Source organism: Candidatus Saccharibacteria bacterium oral taxon 488 (assembly GCA_010202645.1).
GTDB lineage: Bacteria > Patescibacteriota > Saccharimonadia > Saccharimonadales > Saccharimonadaceae > Nanosynbacter.
This window is the reverse complement of sequence record CP047920.1, coordinates 298,654-324,515: the sequence shown is the minus strand read 5'-3', so window position 1 is coordinate 324,515 and position 25,862 is coordinate 298,654. Positions and strand designations below refer to the sequence as shown.

The following is a 25,862-nucleotide window of genomic DNA, read 5'->3' as shown; positions in this document are numbered from 1 at the left end:
AATACGCGTACCATTCTTGACTTGCCGTGACGTGGCTCAATGTGGGTATCATTTTTGCTCGTCTCGGTCTATAATACAAGCATGAAGTGGGCGGGGGATGTTTCGCAAGTCGGTGAATTGTCGCGATTTTGGCTACGGCGCCTATGCGAGGCGGCCTTGTTCGTCGGACTGGTCATCGTCCTCCTCTACTCCTGGGCGCGTTTTATCCCGACCGGCTACCGGCTACCCATCGGCGAAGCCATCACCGACCTCGCCGCCGCCATCAGCGCCCTCGTCAGCCTCGCCGCCCTCATCCTCTGTCTGTGGCTACCGCGCCGAGCCATCACCGCCGCATCCATCGCCGTCTACGGCCTAATCATCCTCGCTGTCGGCTCACTCGTTGCCACCAGCGGCTTTCTGGCCTCGCCATTCGCCGCTGCCTGGCTCAGCGCTGCGGTATTCGCTGGTTTCTTTGGCTGGCCCGTCGTCCTCGGCATCAGCCTCCTCGTCGTCACCGCCATCACCACTGCCGCGTTCACCCAGCACGCCAGCCTCATCGCCACGATTGGCGCCCTATTTTTTGGCCTGGCGCCACTAGCTCTTGGCTTTATCATCTGGCGCCATCAGCCGCGCGTCAGCAAACTCGGCGACATCTCTGAACTCCGCACCAAGCTATCCACCGCCGAGGGCACCTCTGATATTGTCATCAATACTATCGACGACGGCGTGCTGGCCATCTCGCGCGAGGGCAATATCGAGCTAATCAACCCCTCGGCTCAGCGGATCATCGGCTGGAACCAAGGTGACGCCCTCGGCCTCAAATGGCAAAGCGTCATCCAACTCGTCACCGCCGACGGCAAAGACGTCACCGTCACCGAAAACCCGGTCATGCAATCATTGATCAATAATCGGCCGGCACACTCCGACAAATTACTCCTTCGCACCGCCTCTGACAAGCAAATCCTCGTCTCCATCGTCGCCTCACCGGTCGGTAAAGACAACGAAGGCATCATCGTCGTCTTTCGCGACATCACCAAAGAAAAAGCCGAGGAGCGCCAGCAAGCCGAATTCATTTCTACCGCCAGCCACGAAATGCGCACTCCCGTCGCCTCCATTGAAGGCTATCTCGGCCTAGCGCTCAACCCAGCCACCGCCCACATCGACGACAAGGCGCGCGATTTCATCACCAAGGCCCACGCCTCGGCCCAGCACCTCGGTCGACTGTTCCAGGATCTGCTCGACATCAGCCGCGCCGAAGACGGCCGCCTCAAGAATGAGCCGCAGATTATCAATATCACCACTTTTGTTGGCGAGATTTTTGAGGGCCTGGCGCCACGCGCCGCCGAAAAGGGCCTCGTCTGCACCTTCCGCCCGGACACCGCTGCCACCATCCAGCCAGCCTACTACGCCAACGTCGACGCCGATCACCTCCGCGAAGTTGTTTCTAACTTGATCGAAAACGCCATCAAGTACACGCCCGATGGGGAAGTGGTCGTAGACATCACCGGCGATGACAAAACGATCACCATCAGCGTCCAAGACAGTGGCATCGGCATCCCCGCCGAAGATGTGCCACACCTCTTTCAAAAGTTCTACCGCGTCGACAATTCCGACACTCGCGAGATCGGTGGCACCGGCCTCGGCCTGTATCTCAGCCGCCGCTTGACCGAGGCAATGTCCGGCCGCCTATTCGTCATCAGCGAATACCGCAAGGGCAGTACCTTCTTTCTCGAGATTCCTCGCACCCGAACCGACGAGGCCATGCGCCAATTACCAGCTGCACCCGTACCCGTTATTCCACCGCTTGCGACCGAGCCACCAGTCGCCGTCGCCGTCCAGCCAACCGTCCCGATCAACGCCACGCAGCCGGACGCTGCTAACACCGTCCTAACCAAGCCTGCCGCGCCAGCCGTACCGCCGCCCAACTTCAGCCCGCTGCCGCTAATGCCCGCACCACCAACTGAACCAATCATCCCCGCGCCCGCCATACCCGCACCGCCTGAACCAACCGCTACGCCCACGCTATCAACACCACTCGCTACCCCAGAGCCAGCTGCTGCCCAACAAAAACCATAACCACTATAGTATTTTGGTGCAAACTTCGGTATAGTAGAGGTAGTTATGACAAAGATTTTACTAGTAGAAGACGACAAAAGCCTGCGCGAGATTTACGGCGTCAGGTTACTAGCTGAGGGCTACGACATCGTTTCGGCGGGCGACGGTGAAGAGGCCTTGGCTATGGCTATCAAAGAACGCCCGGCCTTGATCGTCAGTGACGTGATGATGCCCAAGATCTCTGGCTTTGACATGCTGGATATCTTGCGCTCGACCACCGAGACACGCGACGTCAAAGTCATCATGATGACCGCATTGTCATCCGAAGACCAACGGCAACGCGGTGAAGCCCTCGGCGCTGATCGCTACCTCGTCAAGTCACAAGTCGGCATCGAAGACGTGGTGCGCACCGTCCACGAAGTACTCGGCGACGCGCCAGAACCGACTCCCGTCGCGCCCGAGCCGGCCGCAGAGCCTGTAGCAGCTGACGCGCCGTTGGCGGCACCGGCCACCCAGCAAGACGCTCCGGCAGTCACCTTGCCATCACCGGCAGAGATAGCAGCCGCAACCCACGTTGTCACTCCGGCACCGACCGCACCAATAACTCCGACGGCCCACGATGATTCAGCCATCGCACCTACTCAAGCTAACCCAGACAATTCAACCCCGCCAGCAACCGACCCAGCACCGTTCGTCCTGCCGAGCGCCCCATTGGCACCGACGGCTCCGTCCGCATCGACTGAGCAAACCGCCGCGCCGGCCGCCAGCGAACCAGCGCCAACTCCAGCCCCCGAGGTAGAGCAAACTCCGGTCTCTGAGCCAGCGCCGACCCCATCCTCTGAAGCAGCACCGACCACCTCGGCCGACGCCTTGCCACAGCCAACAGCGCCGGCCTCATCACCATCGCCGCAGCCGACCGGCCTCGGTGGCGAGCGGGTGATCCAACCGCTGAGCCAAGAGCCACAGCCAGACATGTCCAAGATGATGGAGCAGGAGCTCAGCGACCAACTCGAGTCTATGCAAACCTCGCCGCAGCCAACGCCAGATTCAGACAATTTCACGCTGCCGACGCCTGATGCTATGGCCGAGCCGCACGGCAACCTGACACTGGACGCACTCGAGCCGCTACCGACGCCAGCCGATGACCAGCCGCTCGATACTGGTACCGCGATCAATGCCGAGCTGGCCAACGCGGCATCATCACAACCACAGGACGATGACACACCGTTCGTCCTGCCCACCCCGGCACCGATGCCGACCGACCCAGCTCCAGCGTCCGAGTCAGAGCAGACCTCAACCCCTGAAAAAGAGCCATCGCCCGCAGCACAGCCAGCAACACCCCAGCCACCGACCAACGCCTTTCCGCCGCAGCCACCAGCAGCCTCCTAGTATGACGACACCAACGCAAGCATCTAATTCTACCGATTCATCCGCCCAGCGCCTCAACAAATTCGTGGCGCTGGCGCTTGGTGTGTCGCGCCGCCAGGCTGACGAGCTGATCGAGCAGGGCAAGATCACAGTGAATGACCAGCCCGCCAAGCTGGGTCAACGCATCACCACGACCGACATTATTCGCCACGGCAACAAACCACTCACCGCCCAAGCCCACCAGCTCATCCTTCTCCACAAACCCGTCGGTTATCTCTGTTCGCGCGCCTCTCAGGGCGGTGTACCGACCATTTACGAATTATTACCAACCAACCTCCACCACCTAAAGCCCGTCGGCCGCCTCGACAAAGACAGCTCCGGACTGATTCTCCTCACTAACGACGGCGACTTCGCCCACCAGATGACACATCCGTCGTTTTATAAAATGAAGCGCTATCTGGTGACGCTTGACCAGCCACTTCAGCCACTTCACCGACAAATGATCAATGACTTTGGTGTGCAGCTACCTGACGGTCCCAGCCGCTTGACACTTGAGCGCCAGCACGACGGCGACGACCGCCGCTGGATCGTCCAGATGAGCGAAGGCCGCAACCGCCAAATCCGCCGCACCTTTGCCGCTCTCGGCTACACTGTCACCAAACTCCACCGGACAGATTTTGGTAATTACAGCCTCGGCAGTATCAAGCGCGGGGAATTTAGTGAAGGGCCACTGACTCACTAGACCTCCCCAGGCGCCAAAAATGCATATAATACCACATTTTTGACAAAATCCATTGACATTTTATTCTATTAGTGATATATATATATCAGCTTTCAGCTCAAAGTTTTCGATAAAGAGCGGGAAGTCGCCCTTTAGCTTTGAGCTTTTTCTTCTACCGAAAGGAAAGATTGTGAATCAGTTTGCGCCGATGATCATTATGATCGCGATCCTCCTTGTGGGGGCGACCATCGCGGCAACGGCCGCGGTCTGCACCGTCACCGACGAATTGAGATTCCGGGGAGCGGGGATCCTCTTTTGGTTCGCGGCCACACTATTCCCGCTACTCCTCGCCACCTGGGCAAGAGGGTGGGGGTTCGTCATTGCGATGACGATCTACATCGTCATCGTGATCGCCCCTGCGGGGGTGATCACGATGCTGAGTCTCTTCGACATCAAGAGAAAGGAGGCTTCAAAGAGATAGGGCTAACGCCCACCGAAAATAGCTCACCGACTGGGCTCAAACTGGTTGAGATGCATCACTTGCATTTCCTGGGTTGAGACATATCCAGTTCTGGTTTGAGCTCGTTCGGTGGGCTATTTTCATTGCCTCCCACCAAAATCCCGTGCTATACTACCACCATGTGTATGCCCGCTGTTAATCCATTTTCACCCGGTGTTCCGTATCACTGGAAGGAAAGCTACGTAGATTTCAATCACCCGTTCGCTCATCCACAGGATTTCGTGATGTTCATCATCACGCCGGTTCGCGAGCGTGACATCTGTCTGCTTGACAAAACACAAGCCTACATCGCTGAGCCGCACGTCATCCCGCTGGGGCAGGAGCCAAAGTTCGGGCTGAATTTGTATGCGTTAGGCATTGAAGTCGTCATCTTGGCTGGACTCATACTATTCGCCATCATCGCCCGGCGTCAGGCAAAACGCACCGAGAAATCATCGACCAAGCACGCCTGGCGCGGCAGCAGCTACCTGGCATTTTTCCTGGCGGCCCTCTTCGTCGGCTGCATCGTCTATTATTCGCTATATCGCCTCGGTCTGGTCGGACCCAGCATATAATGCTTATCCTCGCCAAATCCTCACGCCTCTGGTATAATAGGCGTAGTTATGTCTCATAAATTACCTACCGTCGCCATCATCGGCCAAGCTAACGTTGGCAAAAGTTCATTGTTCAACCGCTTGACGCGCGCCCGCACCGCCATCGTCGCCCGCGAAGCCGGCACCACCCGCGATAATGTTGTTGGCAAAGTATCATACAAACGCCGCGCCTCATCTCCTGACGAGGCAAGCCAGGCTGAATTCTGGCTCATCGACACCGCCGGACTCAAGCCCGCCGAAGACGAATTCGAAGCCACCATCCAAGACCAAATCGCCGACGCCTCCGCCGCGGCCGACGTCATTCTCGTCATGGTCGATTCCACCGTCTACCCATCAGACGCCGACCGCCAACTCGCCAAAAAAGCCTTAAAGAGTGGTAAACCCGTCCTTCTCATCGCCAATAAAGCCGACCTCAAAGGCTCACTTCCCACCGACGAATTCAAACGCCTCGGCATCAAAACCATCATCAAAACCTCCGCCGAGCACAACATCGGTATCTCCGAGCTGCTCGACAATATCGCCAAACTTATCCCGCCAGCTACCGACGCCACGCCTGATGACATCATCCGCGTCGCCTTGATTGGCCGGCCAAATGTCGGCAAAAGCAACCTGTTTAACACCCTAGCGGGCAAGCAGCAGGCCATCGTCGCCAACGTTGCCGGCACCACCCGCGACGTCAACCGCGTCCAAGTCCGCTACCACGGCCAGACCATCGAGCTACTCGACACCGCCGGCATCCGCCGCCAAGGCAAGCAAGAGACCGGCATCGAAAAGTTCTCGGTTCTGCGCACCATGCAGGCCATCAACGAAGCCGACATCTGCTTCCTGCTGATGGACGTCAATGAATTAAACGTTGGGTTAGACCAGCGCCTGGCAGGCATCATCGACGAAGCAGGCAAGGGGCTCGTGCTGGTGGTCAGCAAATGGGACTCCGTCGAAGGCAAAGACGCCTACACCCGCGACGAGCTGGCACCGCAAATTAGTTATCATTTCAAATTCACGCCCTACGCGCCGCTAATCTTCACCTCATCAGTTACCGGTCAAAACGTCGCCAAATTGTTCGACCTAGCCCTCGATATCCACACCCGCCGCCGCCAAGAGTGCAAAACCCGCGTCCTCAACGACCTCTTGCAAAAAGCCGTCGCCGCTCATCCGCCAGCCGGCCTAAAGAACTCGCATCCAAAACTCCGCTACATCGTCCAGACCGACACGGCCCCACCGTGGTTCGTCATCTACGGCAGCAACCTGAAATTCGTCCACTGGAGCTACAAACGCTACCTTGAGCGCACCCTGCGCGAAGCTTTCAACTTCGCTGGCACGCCCATCAAACTATCTTTCCGCGACGAAAAACAACTCAAAGCCAACCGCGAACGCATCGCCCGTGGCCTAGAACCGGTCACCAAAGCCTACAAACAGGCTAAAAACGCCGAAAAAGACATATAATACCACATTTTTGACAAAATCCATTGACATTTTATTCTATTAGTGATATATAACAGGCATGGAGCAAATTTCACGCAAGGCTATTGAGGACTACCGCGATGACCAAGAAGAACTTAAGGCTTGGCGCATCGCCGAACGGCGCAGACAGGAGGAAGCTTTCCTGCAGCGTGTCAGAGGTGAGGCCGCCGAGCTCGGACGCCAACTGGAGCCGACCCCTAAGTGGATGCAAGCAATCGCGCAGCTCCGCCGCCGGGTGATACAAACCCTTGCTGAGGGAGGCTCCAAAGAAGAGACAACTATATCTGCATCAATCTCCCTGTCCGACATGCCATGGCGGTGGCGGCGAAAGTGGAGCCGTCTTGCAGACGGATGCGGATTATACCAGGAACCGGTCGACACCCCCTTAGAATTAGCAAGAGGTCTCTTGGAGGGAGGCCTAAGACATTGTCTGGAAACTATCCTGCCCGTAGCGCATGCAAACTGCTACAAGGCAAAGGACACAGGATGGGTACTCATTGTAACCTTTTGGCCCCCGAAAGACTAGCCTCCCGCGAACCTCTGTCAGCTCTGCTTGTCATGTTCGCTCCATAGATGCGTGTCTATGCTGATGAGTCGGAAACGACGAAAGCGAACTTGATACAGAAAATACCGTAAATCTAGGCCGGCATTTAAGCGAGCAGGGGCGGCCAATACGTGTCTATATCTCTCGATAATCCGCCTCGGTAGCAACTCGCATAATCTTTTGGACAGCCTCAATCATAGGGGCAACTGTCTCAATCTTTGGTTCAAACTGATCTAACTCACGTAGGTTCACCCACCGATACTCAGAATACTCATCATTGAGCATAATTTCACCGCCAATAAACCGGGCATAATAATGTGGCAGCACCATGGCCTGCCCATTGGTTTTGACAAAATATTCATTAACACTGATGCTCGTTACCACCGCAATTTTAGCGGCCGAGCCAATTTCCTCGTTCTTCTCCCGCCGAAGACCATTCACCAAGCCACCATCCGTCGACTCCAACTTACCGCCAATAAACGAGAACACGCCATCATAATCAGCCTCCCCGCGGCGCCTAGCGAGCAGCACAGCAGAGCCGTCTTGACTGAATAGCACTATTTTTTGACAGTACTGAAATAATGTTGTATCCATATATCACCTTTCTCGCCTTACACTTCCTAGGATCATCATACCATAGGCACGGGTAGATCCTACAACCGCCTAGATAACGACTGGGATACGGGGGTAACGTTCAGTTGCGATAGGGCAGGGCCGCTCGCCAATCTCTGCTTTTTCCTGTAAAATAAAAGCAATGAAGCTCTATAACACCCTCACTCGCCGTAAAGATGAACTCCAGCCGCTCGACGGGCAGACGGTTCGTATGTACACCTGCGGGCTGACGGTGTATTCGCAGCCGCACATTGGCAATTGGGTTGGCTATATTTATTGGGATGTGTTGGTGCGGTTGCTGCGCTGGCAGGACATTCCAGTGATTCGCACGCAAAATATCACCGACGTTGGGCATTTGACCAGCGATGATGATGGTGGCGAGGACAAGATGGAGAAGGGAGCGCGCCGCGAGGGTAAAACCGCCTGGGATGTGGCCGAGCAGTATATCGCCATTGCCGAGCACGAAGCCTACGAGGTACTAAAGCTGGTGCGGCCCGACCATTTGGTGCGAGCAACGGACTACATCCAGCAGCAGATCGACTTCGCCCGCGGGCTAGACGAGAAGGGATTGTTATACAAGATTGACGGCGACGGCATGTATTTTGATACATCGCGGCTAGCAGATTATGGCAAATTAGCGCGGCTGGACGTGGCGGGCCTAGAAGCGGGCGCGCGAGTCAGCGTGGCAGGTAAGCGCAACATCACCGACTTCGCCGTCTGGAAATTTTCACCGACCAACACCAAGCGCGACATGGAGTGGGACAGCCCATGGGGCGTCGGCTTTCCGGGCTGGCATCTGGAATGCTCGACCATCGCTCGGGAGACACTGGGCGATACAATCGACATTCACACCGGTGGCATCGACCACATTCCGGTGCATCACGTGAACGAAATCGCTCAGAGCGAGAGTCTGACTGGGCAGCAATTTGCTCAACTTTGGCTGCACAATAACCACATCAAAGTCGACGGCCGCAAGATGAGTAAATCCCTGGGCAACATCATCACCCTCAGTGACATCACGGCGCGCGGCTTCAGTCCGATGGCCTTTAAGCTGGCAATCCTCAGCAAGCATTACCAAACCGAGGGCAATTTCACCTGGGATATTTTGGAGGCAGCCCAGGCGCGGCTGGATCATTGGCGCGGCTATGCGGCGCTCAGGCACCAGACGCACGACACGCTGGATGATGACGACGACAAAGACGAGCAGGAGGGCACGGTGTCACTATTAGCAGCGCGACAGGCGCTCGTCGAAAAGCTAAATGATGATTTGGATACGCCAGGGGCGTTGGCGCTGATCGACGAGGCGTTTTCACGGCTGGATCATGCGCCGTTAGAAAAAATCCATCGCGGTGGCTTGCTGCAATTGATCGAAATTATTGACGAGGTTTTAGGCCTAGAGCTAATGGAAACCACACCAGATATTGATGATGAAGCCAAGCGGCTCATCCTCGAGCGTCAGCAAGCTCGCCGCGCCAAAAACTGGCAGACTGCCGACGATATTCGCGCTCAACTCGACGAAAAGGGCATCGCCCTACGCGACACCCCATCTGGTCAAGTTTGGTCGTACCGATAATCCCTCGGCCGCTTACTCAGCTGGCTTCGTCTCAGCAACTTTTTTGAGCGCCTTTTTTAGCGGCGAGCGGCGAGGCGGCGCCTGCGGCTCGCGATTATGCGCCAGATAATCATCCATCAGCACCTTGAGCGATCCAGCGATCGGAATGGCCACCACACCACCGACCAAGCCGCCAACATACAGCCCCACCGTCACCGCCACCAAGATCGCCAGCGCCGACAGCTCGACTTTCTTACCCTGAATGACTGGCGCGATAAAATTATTCTCAATCTGCTGGTAGATCACAAAATAGATGAGATAGATGACGCCCGCCGACACGCTATTGAGCATCAGCATCAGCCCCACCACCACACCGGCGATCGTCGCCCCAAACATCGGGATCAGGCTGAGTAGGAACACCAGCAGAATCGTCGGCATTGCCAAGTTGGCTGCGATCTCCGGAATGAACCAGCTCATACCAAACACAAACGCCCCGGCGCACAACGAACCAATCCCCGACACCGTCAGCTGCCCGACGATGTAGCCAGTCACCACGTTATAAATCTTGCCAACCAGCACCTTGTGATGGTCGCGCCGCTGTTCATCCCGATACAGCCGCCACAGCCGCTCCATCCATTCCTGGCCCTCGAGCAACATCAAGAATGTCAGCACCAGCACCAAAAAGGCCGACGCTAAAAATGACGCCAGCGAGCCAATACTACCGAGAATATTCGCACCAAAACTCGCCGCCCAGCTAGACGCCTGCTCACGGATATTATTCATCAGTGAATCAATTTGCGGCTGCAGACCATTCTGCTCGACAAAGCCCTTCAGCCCGTGCCACTGCTCGTTAACACCATTAACCAGGCCAGGCAGCGTCTCGGCAAACTTAGCCGATTGCTGCACCAGCGGTGGCACCACGAACCAAATCACACTAGTCAAGATGATGATCAGCAGCATAAAAGCCAACGCCGTCCCGCCCAGCCGACTCTTGCCGGGTAGCCACGACGCCAACTTACGCACCGGCGCGTTCAGTGCCAACGCCAGAAACAACGCCGTCCCGAGCACCATCAGCGCATCCCGCGCCGAATAAATCATCAGCCCCGCCAGCCCAAAGCCAATCACCACCAGCCAAAACCGCACAAATGTTTTGGTGTCTATTTCAATGCGTACTTTCATACCCTAAACTTTACCAGTTTTTCGCTTCATCCGCAACGCCGACAGAGATAGCTTGCTGTCATATGACATCGCGCCGTAACGGAAAACTCGCACCGCCAGCATCATGATCAGCACCGCAGACACTACCAAGACCGCCACGCCAATCAAGGCCTCAATGAGCGACAGATTGCCGACCGCGTTCCTGAGCATCAGGGGGATCGGCGCCGTAAGCGGGAAATACGACATAGCCATCGAGAATGTTGACTCCGGATACGAGATGAAAACTGATCCGCCATACAGTGGGCCAAACAGCAGTATCATCACCAGACCAACCCACGAGCTAGCCTCCTTGGCGGTCGGCATCATCGCGCCCACCGTCACCAACAGCCCAGTCAACATCATAAAGCTTGCGCCGAATAATGCAATCGCCACCACGATTCTCGTCGGGTCAAAGACAATCTGCGACAGATCGAAATTAGGTAAATGTAATTGGTGTCCGAACAGCAAATAACCGATAAACACTGGCGCAACGATGACCATACCCTGAATTAGCGACAGCGTGATCAGCGCCCAGATCTTACCAACGATCAGTGTCTTGGCTCGCACTGTTGTCAGCAGCATCTCGACCGTACGGTTTTCTTTCTCCTCGATAGTGCTGGTAAGCATTTGGTTACCAAAGAAAGCGATCAACAGGTAAAACAGCGCTAGGAAAAATCCTGGTACGATTACCTCTTTTATGCCGCCGCTCTCCTTGCCGTTTTTGTACGTTGTCAGCGATGAGGTGATTTTTTGCTTGATAACCACTGCCTCCGATCCGGTCACCTTGCTATCAACCGACCGACTGAGCAGGGTACGGACCACTGCCTCGTACTTGTTATTTTCAAAGAGCCCCGTGTCTTGACCATATATCCTGACACTATCTTTTTCAAGGTTCTTTGGTATATAAAAGTACGCATCAGTCTGATGATGTTTGACCTTTTCAACGCCCTCGGCCTCGGAATTAACTCGCTGGACTTTCATCGCCGCAGCTATCTCTGGCTTGACCAATCCCGAATCGTCCGTCATCGTGATACTGAAATTCTGCTCCTGGAGCTTCTCAGCTGCCTCCTGAGTCGCCCGGTTCGACCAGAAAATGACCCCAAACATCAGCCCGATCATAACCGGAAAGCCAATCGCCACCAGCCAAAAGATCGGCTTTTTGAGTGTTCGAAGTACCTCGAACTTGAACACCATTCCCAAATTATGCATCTTACTCATGACGTACCTCCTGCTTTTCGCCACCGTAAACCTTCACAAAAATATCATCCATTGATGCGCCGCCGAACTGCTTTTTCACCTCTGCTAGCGTACCGTACGCCGCTGCTCGACCATCTTTTAATAGAATCAGCCGGTCGCATAGTCGCTCGACCTCTTCCATCTGGTGCGTCACGTAAATAATCGTCGCGCCAGCCTTGCGTCGCTCTTCAATGATGTTCATTAGTAGTCGGCGATTGACTGGGTCAAAGCCCTTGGTCGGCTCGTCTAAAATGAGCAGCTCTGGGTCGCCCATGATGGTCACGCCCAGCTGAATTTTTTGCTGCTGACCACCTGATAATTTATCCAGCCGGGTTTTTGCCTTGTCGCTCAAGTCAACTCGCTCCAGATAATTCATGGAGAAATTACGAGCTTCTTCTTTGCTGAGACCTTTCAGCCGGCCAAAGTACATCATGGTGTCGATGACTGTTTCCTTTTTATACAGGCCGCGTTCCTCTGGGAGATAGCCCAACTTGACACCATCTTCGACAGCAAACTGTTTGCCGTCAACCAGTAGCTCGCCAGCCGTCGGCTCGTATAGCCCTAACAGCGCCCTGAGTGTCGTCGTCTTTCCTGAGCCGTTGCTACCTAAGAATCCAAACACCTCGCCGCGCCGCACCTCAAAACTGAGGTCTTGAATGACCACCTTATCGCCAAACGCCATCTGAAAATGACGAATCTCGACAATCGGTCGCTGCTGTTTTGCTGTGTCTCGTCCCATATATCTCCCTTTCTTTCTGCTTATTATACTACCACAACTTGATATAATATACTCATGCGCCTCCTTATCATCGAAGACGAACGAAAGATTGCCCGGATCATTGCTGAGGCGCTGCGGCGTGAGCATCATGCCGTGGACGTGACACATGACGGAGATGAGGGGCTGAATATGGCGACGAGCGAGCCGTACGATCTATTGGTCGTTGATCGGATGTTGCCGGGGCGGAGTGGCACTGATATTGTGCGAGCGTTACGCGAGCAGGGTAAGGATATGCCGATTCTGCTGTTGACAGCACTGGGGACGACTGAAGATAAGACTTTCGGCCTGGACAGCGGCGCTGATGATTATCTCGTCAAGCCCTTCGCCATCGCCGAACTCACCGCCCGCGTGCGAGCGCTCCTTCGCCGCCCGCCAATTCAGCAACCGGACACGCTCCAGATCGCTGATCTCGTGATTGACCAGACAACGCAATCCGTCACTCGCGCCGGCACCGCGATCGACCTGACCAGCAAGGAGTACGCGCTCCTCGAATACCTAGCGCGCCACCCCGGCCAGACGCTCAGCAAAGACACATTGATCGCCCATGTGTGGGATTTTGATGCCGATATTTTGCCCAACAACGTCGAGGCTTACATCAAGCAGCTGCGCAAGAAAATCGACAAGCCATTTCGTCGGCCGCTGATTCACACCGTGCGCGGCTTTGGGTATAAATTGGAGGCTGGCGAGTGAAATTATTTTTCTCAGCAACGCTCAAGCTGGCCGGCTGGTACTTGCTCATTCTGATGACCGTCAGCTTACTATTTAGCGGCATCATCTTTCAGGTCGCCAGCTCCGAGCTTGACGTCCAGCTGAATAACTGGAGTAAGCATCACAAAACTGATGGTAACACCGAAACGACCATCATCCGCGACCATCCATCAATCTCGACCACCAACCTGCTGATCAGCCTCGGCTATCTCAACCTCATCGTACTGCTCGGCGGCGGTGTGTGTGCCTATATACTGGCCCGGCGGACGCTTGAGCCGATTGAGGCAGCACATGACGCCCAGTCGCGCTTTACCGCCAACGCCAGCCATCAGCTGCGCACGCCACTAGCTGTCATCAAGGCTGAGGCCGAACTGGCATTATCCGACCGGCGCGCCAGCAAAGCATCACTTCGCCAGACGCTCCAGAGTACGCTCGAAGAGACCGACCGCCTGACGCAACTGACCGAGACGCTGCTCAAATTGTCGTCTGCCAATCGACAGTTAGAAACCACCACCGAGACCTTTGACATCACCGACCTCACCAAAAAGCTGATCACTGAACGCAAAGCCGAGGCGCGCACCGTACTGATCACCGACGAGGCCATCACCCTGACCAGCCATCGCCTCATCGTCCGCGAACTCATCGCTATCATCCTCGACAACGCCCTGCGTCACAGCCCGCGTAAATCTCGCGTCCAGGTTGACATCAAGGCTGCCCATCACCGCATCACCGTCTGCCTGACGAACGATGGCCAAATCGCGGCGCGCGACTTACCGCATATTTTTGAGCGATTTTTCTCTGGCGATCAGCGAACTGGTGGCTACGGCCTTGGCCTCAGCCTCGCCAAGCAACTAGCCGGCGCCCTCGGCGGCCAACTCACCGCCGCCAGCCGCAAAGGCACGACAACGTTCACCATTTCGCTACCGAAAACCCTGTAATCTACCCCTGGTGGCGTGACTTTTTTTGACATTTTTACAATTTTTCAGCTAATTTTCAGAATGCCATGGTGTAATAAGTTACGGTGAGGTGAGCCTCACCAGAAAGGGTAAGGATGAATACGACAACATATCTCAGTAAAAAAGGCTTCAAAGAATTACACAAGCAAATCAACGAACTCGAAATCCGCGAAAAAGCACTCTCAGCTGAACTACGCGACATCGGCCGTGCTAAGTCTCGCGACGACAAACTCCGCCGCAGTGAGATTATCATGAATCTCGAAAACGTCCATGGCAAGCTCGCCGAGAAACGCACTGCGCTCAAGACCGCCAAACCACTACCGCGTAAGCGCGATCGGCTACGCATCGCCATCGGTTCGGTGGTTGATCTCATTGATCAGCAGGGTCAGCTCTTTCGCTACACCCTCGTTGACAGCCTCGAGGCTGATCCGTCTGACGGCCGCATCTCGGTCGATAGCCCTCTCGGACAAAGCCTCCTCAACCGCCACGCCACCGAAACCATCTCTCTCGGTCTCGGTCGCACCACCCGGCGCCTGCAAGTGGTCGGCGTCCGCTAATACGACCCAAGCGTCCCAATTTGACGCTGACCACGCGCCCCATGCCGCTCGTTTACCACGGGCGGCATTTTCGGTATACTACTTATATGACATCAACGGTTCTTATTGTTGAAGACGAACCTACTCTGCGCATTGGCACCGAGCAATTCCTCCGCCAGCGCGGCTTTACGGTACTAACGGCAACCAGCGGCGAGGAGGCCCTGGAGAAGTATGCCGAAGCAGATGTCATCATCCTCGATATCATGCTGCCAAAGATGAGTGGCATCGAAGTGCTGCGCCAGATTCGCCAGACCAGCGACGTGCCGGTGCTGATGTTGACGGCGCTGCATGATGAGCCGACGCAAGTTGCGAGTTTTGACGAGCTGGCGGATGATTATATGAGTAAGCCATTTTCGCTGGTGCTTTTGGAAAAGCGAATTAAGGCGCTACTTCGCCGCCAACAGTCTGTCAAAAAAACCTTGTGGCGCCGCGGCTTGGCCTCGGTGGATTTCGCGGCCTATCAGGGATTTTATGATGATACTGACGCGCATCTCAAGCCCAAGGAAGTGCAACTCCTCAAGCTGCTCGTCGATAATCCAAACATGGTCTGGAGTCGGCAGGCTATCATTGACAAGTTGTGGCGTGATGACGAGGTGCCGTTCGACCGAGTGATTGACGTCTATATCAAAAACTTGCGCAAGAAATTGCACCTAGACTGCATCATCACGGTGAAGGGAGTGGGCTATCGCTATGAAGCGGCTTAAATTATTTCCCAAAACATTTTTGGTATCAATCGGCCTGTTTGCGGCGTTGATCATCCTGGTGCATGCGTTGGTTTACACCTTGATGCCGCAATTTTATTTGCAGCAAAAAGAGCGTGAGGCGGCGGATAACCTGATAACGCTAACCACTGAGCTACGCGGCAAATCGGCCGAGGAAATGCGCCGTCTCAGCCAGGAATTTGCGAGCATGAAAAACGTCAATATCACGCTAACGATTGACGGGCGTGATCAGTATTTTCAAGGCTTTCAATCCGTCAATATCGTGACAGACAGTGGTAAACCGGTCGATACCAGCGTGGTGAAAATCGCTGATGGGCAGACTGTCGATCCGCGTTCGGTGATTTTGCGGCAGGGTAGTGTGACGGATAAACAGGGGCGAGCGATTACGGTCAAACTGCTCGCCGACGTAGCGCCCGTCACCCAGGCCAAACTCGCTACCCTGCACGTATTGCCATATACTATGCTCGGATCGCTGTTAGTGGCACTGCTATTCTCGTACATCTACAGCCGTTTTGTGACACGGCCGATTCGCCAGATGGCTGCGGTGACCACGACGATGCAGCAGCTGGAAAAGGGTGCGCACTACCCAGTGAATAGCCGTGATGAAATCGGCGTGCTGGGGCGAAATATTAACGAGCTCTATCAAAACCTGTGGCAAACGATTCGCTCGCTGGAGCATGAGAATAAGCGGATAACCCAGCTTGAAAAAGAGAAAATTGCCTTCCTCCGCGCGGCCTCGCACGAGCTGAAAACGCCGCTAGCAGCCCTTCGGATCATGCTTGAAAACATGCAACTCAACATCGGCGAATATAAAAATCGCGATCAGTACCTGGCGGAATCGGTAGCGCAGGTTGACCGCTTGGCGGCGATGGTGAATGACGTTTTGCGCTCTGGCAGCGTCGCCGAGCAGGCTCTGCGTCAGGAGAAACGACTGAGGATTGACAAGCTAATCGCCGAGGTGGTTGCTGACTATACACTGCTGGCAAAAACGCGCGGCATGACTTTCGCGGTTGACGCACACCCAACGACCGTGCGTGCTAACCGCGACATGATGCGCCACGTCATCTCGAATTTGGTATCAAATGCAGTGCGCCACGGCGATGCCAGGAGCGTGATAAAAATTACTTGTGACCAGCGTGAACTAGCCATCGAAAACGCCTGCAAACCACTCACTAAACAACAGCTCCAGCACGTCTTCGACCCGTTTTATCGCAGTTCTGACGGCACGAAGCAACATACCGACAGCAGTGGCATCGGCCTCTACACCGTGAAAATGCTGCTCGACGCCAAAGGCCTGGACTATGAGTTCGTGCCGCACGGGCAGGGTATGCGGTTTGTGGTGAGGTTTGAGTAGGAGAATGTAATGGACAGAGAGTTAGAGAGAATGAGTTTGAAAGAGTTGTGGCAATTATTCCCCATATTTCTTGTAGAACACAATAGAGAATGGGCACGCTGGTATGATGAGGAAGTGAAAGCCATCTTCTCATTGGTACCAAAAAAATACATAACACGAATATCTCACATTGGCAGCACGGCCATTCCAAATATACAGGCAAAGAATATAGTAGATATATTGCTTGAAGTCCCGTCGGAAAAAGAATTAGAGCCTGTAAAAAATATTCTTGTTGAAAATAATTGGTTGTGCATGAGTCAGAAAGCAAAACGAATCTCATTGAATAAGGGATATACCAAACAGGGCTTCGCGGATAAGGTATTTCATCTCCACATTAGGGTTGTGGGGGATAATGATGAGATCTACTTTAGGGATTATCTAATTGAGAATGGAGACATTGCCAAACAGTACGAGAAATTGAAACTAAAGCTTTGGAAGGAATTTGAGCATGATAGGGATGGGTATACTGATGCAAAAAGCGATTTTATCAGAAAGTATACTAAAATAGCTAGAGAAAAATACGGGTCCAAGAATAGGTCTTCCTAAATTGTGCATATTAAAGTCGTCAAACAGACTCTCAACTCCTGCTTTACATAAAGATTCCGCCGTCAGCATATCATGCTGAAGCGCTGGCTGTCTGTGCTACAATTAAACCATGAAGATTATTGATACCATAACCCTCGCCGAGCTTCGCCCGATGGCCGAGAGAATGTACGGGACGATGGTCAAGGCGGATGTCGATGTTGCGAAGAAAATTGTGGTGATCGACATGGATATGCATGCTGATGGTGAAGCGTATTTGTTAGAACGTGGATCGCAACAAGCAGATCTATGGGGGATCAACCTACATCCAGATAAGTTTGGCACTGATGACTTTATCGAGTTTGATAGCATGATAAACATCCGTCCGCGGCAAAACAATCCGTCGCGCGATGTGCTCGACCCAGCGGTACGCCAGCAAATCATCGATATCATCGCCGGAGTCGTCCGTGAGTGAACATGTCTTTGACCGAGAGAAGTGGCAAAGCTTGACGATTTTCGAGCAAATGGGCAACATCGGCTCGGAGGTTGGGCGAGCGTTTGCCGCCCGGCGCCGCGGCGACACGGCTGCAATGACTGGCGCCTGGCAGCGCGGCTTGGACTTATTGGACGCCACCGCCGAGCAACTCGCCCGCCAAAAATCACCAAAACTCCGCGAAGTCCTGCGCGCCCGCGAACTATTCGCTGGCATGGAAGACGAATCGTTGGAGGATTACTTTATGTGGTTTGCACTGGCGGCGCGAAGGGGGAGATAATAAAACGTATGAAAATCATCACCAAAAAATCCTACCCTGATTTATTCGAAAAAGTCCTAGCGGGCGAGAAAACATTTGATATGAGGGTAGCCGATTTTGACATCCAACCCGGCGACATTCTGGAACAGATTGAGGTAAATTATGACGGAACACCAACTGGCCGCAAAGTTCGTCATGTAGTCGGCGAAGTTTTACGCACGAAAGAAATCGATTTTTGGAAGCAAGAAGATATTGATCAATACGGCTATCAAGTGATGTCGCTTGCCAAGCGGGTTGATTAGTACAAATTTTAGAAAGTTACTGCAATAAGGAGCAAAGATGACCAAATCCATCATCTGCAAAGACGTCTTCGGCAATCAATACACCGTTCCCGTTGACGAGCTGAATATTCGCGTCGGCGTGTACGCAGTAATTATTAAGGATAATAAGATGCCAGAAAAATCATTCACCAGGCAACTACTTTCTTCAAGCACAACACTGAAGCGCAAGCTAACCAGTCGATTCAGCTGTACTTCACGCACGAGCAAATCAATAACGACAACATGACCGACAGTGAGAAGACCTACACCAATGGCACACCGGAGTGGGTTGATCTTGACAAAATTGACGACATAAACTTCCAGCATAGCGTGAGTTTGAGGGAGATTTTAGGGGCGTATCACAGAGCAAATGAATAGTAGTGTTTTGCGATAAATTCATTACCGCCACGCTGGATTAGGGTATTAATCAAGCTACTATAACTTGGTTGTGGGCTACTTATCAAGAGAGCTACTAGCATCAAAACTCATCATAAAAGTCTACACCACATAGTTCAAAATTATTCTCAGTAAGAATATTTTTATCTGCACTAGACACCCATTTTGGAATTATAGATTCATTTTCTCGCGAAATAAATTTAAATTCTGCGATTTCCGCCACGCCATGTGATGTTTTAACTAAATCTATGTCTATGAAATCTGCGTAGTTAGTGATTAAAAACAAGAAAGCAACTACATTCGTACCATTTTTACTATCAAAAAACTGATTGATACAAACTAATCTGCCAACCTGCGCTTCAATTCCGCACTCTTCAAATATCTCTCTTTTTAATGCCGAAGTAAGAGATTCTTTATCTTCAACTTTTCCGCCTGGTAAATACCAATTATTATTACCTTGTAATTTCTTCAATTTCTGAACAAACACACTATCAGTTTGCGGATTATAAATTATACCTCGCACAGTAAGTCTAGTTGTCATACATTTATGATACACGATTTATAAATTTATTGCATGGTGATATGATAGTAGTATTCAATTTTAATTAAGAAAGGTACGGTACATTCCATAATGGCCAATAATAAAGAAATAGAAAGTATTATAGAGAAGCTTTTGAAAGAGTTGGTAGAAGACTGCAATAGGGCGGGGCTTAAAGAAACCCCAATGCGCGTAGCTAAATCTTGGAGTAGATTACTTGAAGGATATGAGCGTAAATTTGAAGACGAGGCAAAAACCTTTGACAATACACACAACTATTCCGATATAGTTTTATCGGGTAAAATAAACTTCACCTCTGTTTGTGAGCATCATTTACTACCATTTTGGGGCGAAGCTTATATTGCATATATACCTAAAGATCGTATTATAGGTTTAAGCAAATTAGCGCGAGCGGTTGATATTTATTCTCGTAGATTACAAGATCAAGAACGTATTACACAGCAAGTCGCTCAAGCCATTAACGGTTACCTTGAACCTCGCGGAGTTGCAGTTCTTTTGAAAGCTCAGCATTTTTGTAATATAGCTCGCGGGGTTGAAAAAATCCAATCAAATATGGTGACATCTGCCTTTAGTGGTGAGTTTACTAATGATAATACGAGGAAACAATTTTACGAAATGGTTGCATTTGCAAATGACTAACGAGAGATTTAGACAGAGTCTAGGCTTAAAGCAGTACGTAGAAACAATAGCTGAGAGCATTTGGGTCGGCGAGTCTATAGATACCTATAGACTACAATCAATAGACAACCCTTGGGCTCTTTATGAAATAGCAAATAAAACACGATTCACCAATAAAGAAAGAATTTTAAATGCACTAAGCAGTAGCGATAGGTGCTTAACATGCACTAAGTGTTGTGAGCATCTTATACAAGACGAAAGTCGAATGCCCTATGATATATTTGCAAGCGATGAATGCTGCCTATTAAAATGGAAGCAGGAAATGCGAAGCAATCATAATTTTTATCAGCTTCCACGCCATCAGCTAGACGTGACGATTTCCATTCTTAAACCAAAAAGAGATGTTTATACTGAGCAACTTTTGATAGATAAAACTGGCGAAGAGGCTATTATTTCTTCAAGGGAAATATTTCTAGATAAAGAAGACATAGCCTATATCTACACGACAGCTTACGGTAAAGAGTTTATTGGACGTTTGGTTGACTATATGACATCAGATCCAGTTAAATTATTAATGATAAACAATGTAAATATAGGCGAATATCAAAACGAACTAAAGAAAGAAGTGCGAAACTCCCTATCTACTGCCAACACTTTAAGAAATAATATTCATTTTCCAGATTCTTTTTATGAGACTATGTCGCAACTAAGTTATTTTTTTCCGGAGGAATCTAGAAACTATGGCAGAATATGAAACCTTTACTGGTCTATATTGGCATAGTAGCGAGCCAACTATTACAAGTTTTGATGTAGGTGGTAGCGAGATAAAACGTTCTGTTATAGATAACTATTTTTCAATAGAGACTACCGGCAACAGGTTTTGCATAGGATACTTTGATTCAGATACAGAATCGAGAATACCGTGTCTCGATATGGCCCTTATACAGCAGCACGAAAGGCAAGGCTCACAATGCCCTGTCTGCACACAGAAAAGCAGAGGGTCGTTTGTAGCTAAGACTGGTAAAATAACCACAGAATACAATCGCAGTCTACTTAAATATAGACACATAGTTTATATCGCTTCTTTTGGCGATCAATCTAGTGTCAAAGTTGGAGTAGCGAGACAATCGAGATACTCAGACAGAATACATGAACAGGGAGCTACTGCAGCCGCAGTTATAGCGTACGCTGCAGAAGGAGTTGCAGCTCGCGGTATTGAAAAGGCGATATCAGAGCATTTAAATATAAAACAGTCTGTGCGGTATCAAGAAAAGATAAAGAATATTCTGAATAACGATACTAGAGAGGCTGCATATAGTCGATTGAAGCTGTGTCAAGAAAGAATAGAACAGACGCTTCTTGACCAAAATATCGTATATGATGATTTTATATTTGCAAGTCCCGACTACAGAATACAGGAGTCTGCTATTGGTGAAATTATCCATTTTATTGATAAACTTGACTCAATTTCCTATATTGGCGGTCGAGTTATAGGCATACTCGGTAAGATCGCGCTCTTCCATGTCGGTGGCGCTTGTTATGCAATTAATACAAAAATACTGGAGGGCAGAGAAATGAGAATTCAAACCCACACCGACACAACAGTAGGTAAAGTGTTCGGCATACACACTAAGAAAGTAGCCATAAACCGACAACAGGGATTATTTTGATGATGTACATTTCATTAGAAGGTATACCCGGAGGAGGGAAAACAAGTCTATTGAATGAACTGGACGCAGTTCTTGGAGACAAGGCATATTGCCTAGCAGAACACATTCTAAGAGAAGAAGATCTAAATCGCTATATTAAAGATGTTCCTGACAGCGAAGATGCATATAGATTAAATTGGTTAATCAAGAGTTCTATCGTAGATCTTTTTAGCTACAAAGACTACGTTATATCAGACAGGTGTTATATTACCGCTTTAGCTTATGCTTATTCATCCGACAAATATAAATACAACAAGCCTAGAACATTGTTTCCCAATACAATTCAGTGGTGCAGACATGAAATAAGAGCTGGTAGGTTACGAAAGCCGGACGATGTTTATATTCTAGACGTTAATCCTTATCAATCCAATCTGCGAAAGCATAGAGAAGAATCAGTTGATATGTTATGGTCAATCATATCCTGTATAGAATTTGCCAATGAATTCTATACCGAGATTCTTCCTTTGTATGATGAATTTTATAAAAATATTACGGTTATTAAAACTGATAATAGACCAAAGGATGAGATAGCAAAAGATGTTAGCAAGAGGATACTATCATAAGATATTCTTACTGATTCATGATGGCTTCTACTGTGCTCATACTGGAGCGGGCGTGCATAACTTTCGTGTAATTAAATTGCTAAGAAATTTATTTCCATTCTCAGATATTGAGATTTGTCCAATCTATACATCAAAGTTAAACAATGATTATCAGCCGCATTGGCACAGCAAAGTTCTCGATATTATTAATAAAGATAACCTGAGATTTTATCCTATAGATAATAATTCTAACGGCATGAATAGATATGGTGGGCTTACAGAGTGGTGTATAGAATCTCAAAGTGCAGCCCATCATATCCTAGATTATGTGAAAAATGATAAAAATATATTATGCATTAGCATAGACACTCCATTCATCCAGACCATTCCTGTTTTAGCAAATGCAAACAACGTGCACCACTTACATATACCTAAAAGTTCGGGCATTATTCATTCGCCAGAAAATCAAAGCAGAATCTTATTAGAGAGAAAAATCTATAATCATATTCCTGATAATACTCGAATAGGAGAAATTGGTAGATACATGAAAAAGCACTTAATCACTGATTATGGTCTAGATAAAGATAAGATAGTACCAGCACATAATGGATGTATAGTCGAAGACTATAGTTCGCTGGAAAAATCTCTGACAAAATATCTCGAAAAGAAATGGCATTTAGATACCGATGATAGAAAAGTCATTTGTGCATATGGTCGTTCAATAAAATATAAGGGATTCCATACCCTTGTTAACGCTATGTCAGCTCTCCCAAATAATCATTATAGATTACTACTGAATGCAAATACAGACTCAATTGAGTCAGAAAAATATAAAGCCAGTCTTGTAGAATTGGCAAAGAGAAAAAATGTTAGCCTTGAAATCCATACAGAGTTTGACCCATATTTCCCCAAATTTATTAGAAGACACAATAAAACTATTGCAATAGTAGTACCGTCTTTAAATGAGCCTTTTGGCTTAATTCCAAGCGAGACCTTTTTTGATCCAAAAGCTAAAGCTATAATCATATGTAGTAATGCTGGTGGCTTGCCGTATCAGGTATCTAACAGAATAACTGGTTTAATATTTGAAAGAAGTTCGTCTGAATCACTAATGTCAACTTTAGTTAATGTATGTAGTATGAGTCTAAATGACCGTAATCGTATGCTGACATCTGCACATAACTTTGCTTTGAAAAATTTTGACCTAGAAAATAACCTATTAAGGTGTTTTGATAAGTTCTTACAAAGTATAAATTCCTAAAATCTTATCGTATACTTATATCATGACAAATCCATCCCGTCCGATTCACTTCATCACCTCCAATCACCAAAAGTTCACTAGCCTCCAGAAACTCCTCCAACCGCTTGGCATTGACCTACAGCAACTTGACTATGATTTTGACGAGGGGCGGGGGTTAGATATTCAAACAATTGCCAAAAGTAAACTGGCACAAGCTAAAAAAGCTTTTCCAAGCAAGCGCCTGATCGTTGATGATCGCGGTTTTTTCATCCCGGCATTGAAGGGCTTTCCAGGGCCATTTGTTAAGTTGCTGCTGGACAGTTTTAGTTATCCCGGTATCATCAAATTAATGCAAGGCGAAACTGACCGCCGGGCTATCTTTTCTTTTGCGGTTGGTTATTTTGACGGTAAAGAAGACCACATCTTCGTGGCTGATGAAGAAGGGTTCATCATTAATGAGCCGCGCGGCGATAATCTCCATGGCTGGACGGAATTGTTATATATTTATGGGCATCCGAGATTTCCTGGCCGTAGTTTGGCAGAATTGAATGATGAGGAGTGGAAAGAGTACTTGGCGGCAATTGAGGCGGTTGATGGATTTGTGATGTTGAGAGGTTATTTAGCAAAAACATAAGACACCCCAGTGCCAAAAGCAGGAACATAAACCACCCAAAAGTAATGGGTGAGGCGGAATGTTTCGCGCCTTAGTAGTGGTTACGGTCTGTACTTGTACCAATTTGACTAGCTATAGCCATAAATTACGCATGTATAGCGATAGATAACTTGTATTATTGTATAGGGTATAAGACAATAAACTAATGCACCGATATAAGAAATCGTCAGTCACTGTAGCTATCCGTAAAGCTAAAACAGGCGATTTTGATTTCGTGTCTCGCCTAATGACAGAAGCGCTTAAATCATTTTACGATGGTGATCATCGAGCTCATGCACGGCGGATTTTTACCGCGCATATCAATGGCAACGTCGATTCTGTCGGGCAGTTTTCACTTCTGCAATACATATTTATTGCAGAAGTCAATCATCATCCCGGTGGAATGATTCATCTAGTTGTCAAGAAGCAGGGAACAGTTAAAATTAGTCCGCTCATCGTTGCGCCAGAATATCGCGGCCAATTTGGCATTGGCAGTAAGTTGCTTCGTCATGCTGAGGATTTCGCTTGCAAACACCACGCTCGGCAACTCTACTGTACAGTGGCCGCCCAAAACCAAGCCACGCTCAAGTTTCTATTGCGCAAAGGCTTTCATCTGGCTGGTAAGGCGCAAGATCATTATAAACCTGGTATCGACGAGCACATGCTATACAAGCCACTGGGTCAGGACCTAACTCCTGATTTGTCAGATATTTCAATTGTCCCGTTTGACGAGAAAAAGCACGCTGCAGCGGCGCGCCAACTGATCCTATCGCGAGTGGGCAGTGACTTTAATAGCGTAGATGATGCATGGGTGGATGCGCTATTTGCTAGCTACCAACGGCGTGAGAGCCGAGATGTCAACGCTAAGCATAAGCTCATTTTCATCGCCGAGCAGGATAGGAAGGTCGTTGGCGTTGTCGTTGCAACCCCAAAGAAAGGCCGGCCGATTAAAATCATGCCGTTGGTAGCAAAATCAGAGGCTGTTTTCGAAGTGCTGGTAGCTAACTTGCCGCGATTATTAGCCAGTTATGGTCGTAAGCTGTATGTCCATATCGTCCCCGAGCCGTGGCAGGTCGCCTGTCTCCAGCGCCATAGCTGGACAATTGAAGGCTTGTTTCCCGAAGGCTATGCGCCAGACGTCACTGTTCAGCAGTGGGGATTTAGTCTCAACAAGGAAGGAGTGTCTATGCGTAAGATGCGCATCAAGCGGCCGTACTACGACGCAATCATGTCAGGCCGCAAGACTTTAGAAGTCCGCATCGGCTACAACAGCATCAAGCGCCTTAAGGAGGGTCAGCCGTTGCAGCTGGAAAACGGACATGCGTCCGGTGTGGTGCGAATCAAGTCAATTCGAATCTACAGTAAATTCGCCGACATGCTGGCGGCTGAGTCATGGCAGCAGATCGTGCCGCAGGCGAAAAGCAAAGAGGAAGCGCTTCGCCTCCTTCACAAGATCTACCCGCCGCACAAGGAACGTCTCGGCGTTCACGTCATCGAGGTTCAAAAGTAGCACCATCTCTATGCATATTGCCGCAAAAGCTGAGCTTGAGAAGAAATAAGC

Annotated in this window: 30 protein-coding genes; 24 read left to right on the top strand and 6 right to left on the bottom strand. The window is 50.3% G+C overall.

What is annotated here, in order from left to right; all coding sequences use genetic code 11:
• Nucleotides 1–81 precede the first annotated feature (81 nt).
• The 6 genes from GWK77_01685 to der all read left to right on the top strand — a co-directional run bounded on the left by GWK77_01685 (nucleotide 82) and on the right by der (nucleotide 6,679).
• Nucleotides 82–2,055 (top strand): PAS domain-containing protein, encoded by a 1,974-nt coding sequence (locus GWK77_01685; protein ID QHU92886.1) that lies wholly within the window; start codon nucleotides 82–84, stop codon nucleotides 2,053–2,055.
• 45 nt (nucleotides 2,056–2,100) lie between these two features.
• Nucleotides 2,101–3,423, top strand: a complete 1,323-nt coding sequence (locus GWK77_01680) for a response regulator (protein QHU92885.1) — start codon at nucleotides 2,101–2,103, stop codon at nucleotides 3,421–3,423.
• A gap of 1 nt (nucleotide 3,424) precedes the next feature.
• A complete protein-coding gene (locus tag GWK77_01675) occupies nucleotides 3,425–4,144 on the top strand; it encodes a pseudouridine synthase (GenBank protein QHU92884.1) in 720 nt (239 codons plus the stop codon).
• Between the two features lie 169 nt (nucleotides 4,145–4,313).
• A complete protein-coding gene (locus GWK77_01670; protein QHU92883.1) occupies nucleotides 4,314–4,604 on the top strand; it encodes a hypothetical protein in 291 nt (96 codons plus the stop codon).
• A 158-nt stretch (nucleotides 4,605–4,762) separates the two neighbouring features.
• Nucleotides 4,763–5,197: a hypothetical protein gene (locus GWK77_01665; GenBank protein QHU92882.1), complete on the top strand. Its 435-nt coding sequence runs from the start codon at nucleotides 4,763–4,765 to the stop codon at nucleotides 5,195–5,197.
• Between the two features lie 48 nt (nucleotides 5,198–5,245).
• The gene (gene der, locus GWK77_01660) at nucleotides 5,246–6,679 is read left to right on the top strand and encodes a ribosome biogenesis GTPase Der (protein ID QHU92881.1); all 1,434 of its coding nucleotides are present in this window, start codon (nucleotides 5,246–5,248) and stop codon (nucleotides 6,677–6,679) included.
• 70 nt (nucleotides 6,680–6,749) lie between these two features.
• Here the strand turns inward: der and GWK77_01655 are convergent, their stop codons facing one another.
• Entirely contained in the window at nucleotides 6,750–6,908 is a 159-nt protein-coding gene (locus GWK77_01655; GenBank protein QHU92880.1) for a hypothetical protein, read from the bottom strand.
• A gap of 468 nt (nucleotides 6,909–7,376) precedes the next feature.
• Nucleotides 7,377–7,835, bottom strand: coding sequence for an NUDIX domain-containing protein (locus GWK77_01650; protein ID QHU92879.1), 459 nt, complete (start codon nucleotides 7,833–7,835; stop codon nucleotides 7,377–7,379).
• 160 nt (nucleotides 7,836–7,995) lie between these two features.
• Between GWK77_01650 and GWK77_01645 the strand changes: the two genes are divergently transcribed.
• Nucleotides 7,996–9,426 carry a cysteine--tRNA ligase gene (locus GWK77_01645; protein QHU92878.1) on the top strand — a complete coding sequence of 477 codons (1,431 nt, stop codon included), beginning with the start codon at nucleotides 7,996–7,998 and terminating at the stop codon, nucleotides 9,424–9,426.
• 12 nt (nucleotides 9,427–9,438) lie between these two features.
• Here the strand turns inward: GWK77_01645 and GWK77_01640 are convergent, their stop codons facing one another.
• The 3 genes from GWK77_01640 to GWK77_01630 are packed head-to-tail and all read right to left on the bottom strand — an operon-like array spanning nucleotide 9,439 to nucleotide 12,520.
• Nucleotides 9,439–10,584 carry an AI-2E family transporter gene (locus tag GWK77_01640; GenBank protein QHU92877.1) on the bottom strand — a complete coding sequence of 382 codons (1,146 nt, stop codon included), beginning with the start codon at nucleotides 10,582–10,584 and terminating at the stop codon, nucleotides 9,439–9,441.
• 3 nt (nucleotides 10,585–10,587) lie between these two features.
• Complete coding sequence (locus GWK77_01635) at nucleotides 10,588–11,820, bottom strand: ABC transporter permease (GenBank protein QHU92876.1); 1,233 nt, start codon at nucleotides 11,818–11,820, stop codon at nucleotides 10,588–10,590.
• Nucleotides 11,813–12,520: an ATP-binding cassette domain-containing protein gene (locus GWK77_01630; protein QHU93413.1), complete on the bottom strand. Its 708-nt coding sequence runs from the start codon at nucleotides 12,518–12,520 to the stop codon at nucleotides 11,813–11,815. Before GWK77_01630 ends, GWK77_01635 begins: the two co-directional genes overlap by 8 nt.
• A gap of 111 nt (nucleotides 12,521–12,631) precedes the next feature.
• On the opposite strand from GWK77_01630, the gene GWK77_01625 reads away from it, so the two are divergent.
• The 10 genes from GWK77_01625 (at nucleotide 12,632) to GWK77_01580 (ending at nucleotide 18,832) form a co-directional block, all read left to right on the top strand.
• Nucleotides 12,632–13,306 (top strand): response regulator, encoded by a 675-nt coding sequence (locus tag GWK77_01625; GenBank protein ID QHU92875.1) that lies wholly within the window; start codon nucleotides 12,632–12,634, stop codon nucleotides 13,304–13,306.
• Entirely contained in the window at nucleotides 13,303–14,262 is a 960-nt protein-coding gene (locus GWK77_01620) for a hypothetical protein (protein QHU92874.1), read from the top strand. The genes GWK77_01625 and GWK77_01620 overlap by 4 nt, the downstream gene beginning before the upstream one ends.
• 113 nt (nucleotides 14,263–14,375) lie before the next feature.
• Entirely contained in the window at nucleotides 14,376–14,837 is a 462-nt protein-coding gene (locus GWK77_01615; protein ID QHU92873.1) for a hypothetical protein, read from the top strand.
• An 86-nt stretch (nucleotides 14,838–14,923) separates the two neighbouring features.
• Nucleotides 14,924–15,580: a response regulator gene (locus GWK77_01610; protein ID QHU92872.1), complete on the top strand. Its 657-nt coding sequence runs from the start codon at nucleotides 14,924–14,926 to the stop codon at nucleotides 15,578–15,580.
• Nucleotides 15,567–16,952: a HAMP domain-containing protein gene (locus GWK77_01605; GenBank protein QHU92871.1), complete on the top strand. Its 1,386-nt coding sequence runs from the start codon at nucleotides 15,567–15,569 to the stop codon at nucleotides 16,950–16,952. Before GWK77_01610 ends, GWK77_01605 begins: the two co-directional genes overlap by 14 nt.
• 9 nt (nucleotides 16,953–16,961) lie before the next feature.
• Nucleotides 16,962–17,537, top strand: coding sequence for a GrpB family protein (locus tag GWK77_01600; GenBank protein ID QHU92870.1), 576 nt, complete (start codon nucleotides 16,962–16,964; stop codon nucleotides 17,535–17,537).
• A gap of 109 nt (nucleotides 17,538–17,646) precedes the next feature.
• The gene (locus GWK77_01595) at nucleotides 17,647–17,988 is read left to right on the top strand and encodes a hypothetical protein (GenBank protein ID QHU92869.1); all 342 of its coding nucleotides are present in this window, start codon (nucleotides 17,647–17,649) and stop codon (nucleotides 17,986–17,988) included.
• Nucleotides 17,981–18,286, top strand: a complete 306-nt coding sequence (locus GWK77_01590; protein ID QHU92868.1) for a hypothetical protein — start codon at nucleotides 17,981–17,983, stop codon at nucleotides 18,284–18,286. Before GWK77_01595 ends, GWK77_01590 begins: the two co-directional genes overlap by 8 nt.
• Nucleotides 18,287–18,294: 8 nt before the next feature.
• Nucleotides 18,295–18,567 carry a DUF3850 domain-containing protein gene (locus tag GWK77_01585; GenBank protein ID QHU92867.1) on the top strand — a complete coding sequence of 91 codons (273 nt, stop codon included), beginning with the start codon at nucleotides 18,295–18,297 and terminating at the stop codon, nucleotides 18,565–18,567.
• Between the two features lie 37 nt (nucleotides 18,568–18,604).
• On the top strand, nucleotides 18,605–18,832 hold the full coding sequence (locus tag GWK77_01580; protein ID QHU92866.1) for a hypothetical protein: 228 nt from the start codon (nucleotides 18,605–18,607) through the stop codon (nucleotides 18,830–18,832).
• A gap of 231 nt (nucleotides 18,833–19,063) precedes the next feature.
• Here GWK77_01580 and GWK77_01575 read toward each other — a convergent pair whose 3' ends face one another.
• Nucleotides 19,064–19,522, bottom strand: a complete 459-nt coding sequence (locus GWK77_01575; GenBank protein QHU92865.1) for an NUDIX domain-containing protein — start codon at nucleotides 19,520–19,522, stop codon at nucleotides 19,064–19,066.
• A 90-nt stretch (nucleotides 19,523–19,612) separates the two neighbouring features.
• Between GWK77_01575 and folE the strand changes: the two genes are divergently transcribed.
• The 7 genes from folE (at nucleotide 19,613) to GWK77_01540 (ending at nucleotide 25,811) form a co-directional block, all read left to right on the top strand.
• Nucleotides 19,613–20,179 carry a GTP cyclohydrolase I FolE gene (gene folE, locus GWK77_01570; protein ID QHU92864.1) on the top strand — a complete coding sequence of 189 codons (567 nt, stop codon included), beginning with the start codon at nucleotides 19,613–19,615 and terminating at the stop codon, nucleotides 20,177–20,179.
• Nucleotides 20,172–20,912, top strand: coding sequence for a hypothetical protein (locus GWK77_01565; GenBank protein ID QHU92863.1), 741 nt, complete (start codon nucleotides 20,172–20,174; stop codon nucleotides 20,910–20,912). Before folE ends, GWK77_01565 begins: the two co-directional genes overlap by 8 nt.
• A complete protein-coding gene (locus tag GWK77_01560) occupies nucleotides 20,899–21,828 on the top strand; it encodes a DUF2797 domain-containing protein (GenBank protein QHU92862.1) in 930 nt (309 codons plus the stop codon). Before GWK77_01565 ends, GWK77_01560 begins: the two co-directional genes overlap by 14 nt.
• Nucleotides 21,828–22,430, top strand: a complete 603-nt coding sequence (locus GWK77_01555; protein ID QHU92861.1) for a hypothetical protein — start codon at nucleotides 21,828–21,830, stop codon at nucleotides 22,428–22,430. Before GWK77_01560 ends, GWK77_01555 begins: the two co-directional genes overlap by 1 nt.
• A complete protein-coding gene (locus GWK77_01550) occupies nucleotides 22,405–23,670 on the top strand; it encodes a glycosyltransferase (protein ID QHU92860.1) in 1,266 nt (421 codons plus the stop codon). Before GWK77_01555 ends, GWK77_01550 begins: the two co-directional genes overlap by 26 nt.
• 22 nt (nucleotides 23,671–23,692) lie before the next feature.
• Nucleotides 23,693–24,283, top strand: a complete 591-nt coding sequence (locus GWK77_01545; GenBank protein ID QHU92859.1) for a hypothetical protein — start codon at nucleotides 23,693–23,695, stop codon at nucleotides 24,281–24,283.
• Nucleotides 24,284–24,467: 184 nt separating this feature from the next.
• The gene (locus GWK77_01540; GenBank protein QHU92858.1) at nucleotides 24,468–25,811 is read left to right on the top strand and encodes a GNAT family N-acetyltransferase; all 1,344 of its coding nucleotides are present in this window, start codon (nucleotides 24,468–24,470) and stop codon (nucleotides 25,809–25,811) included.
• The last annotated feature ends 51 nt before the right edge of the window (nucleotides 25,812–25,862 follow it).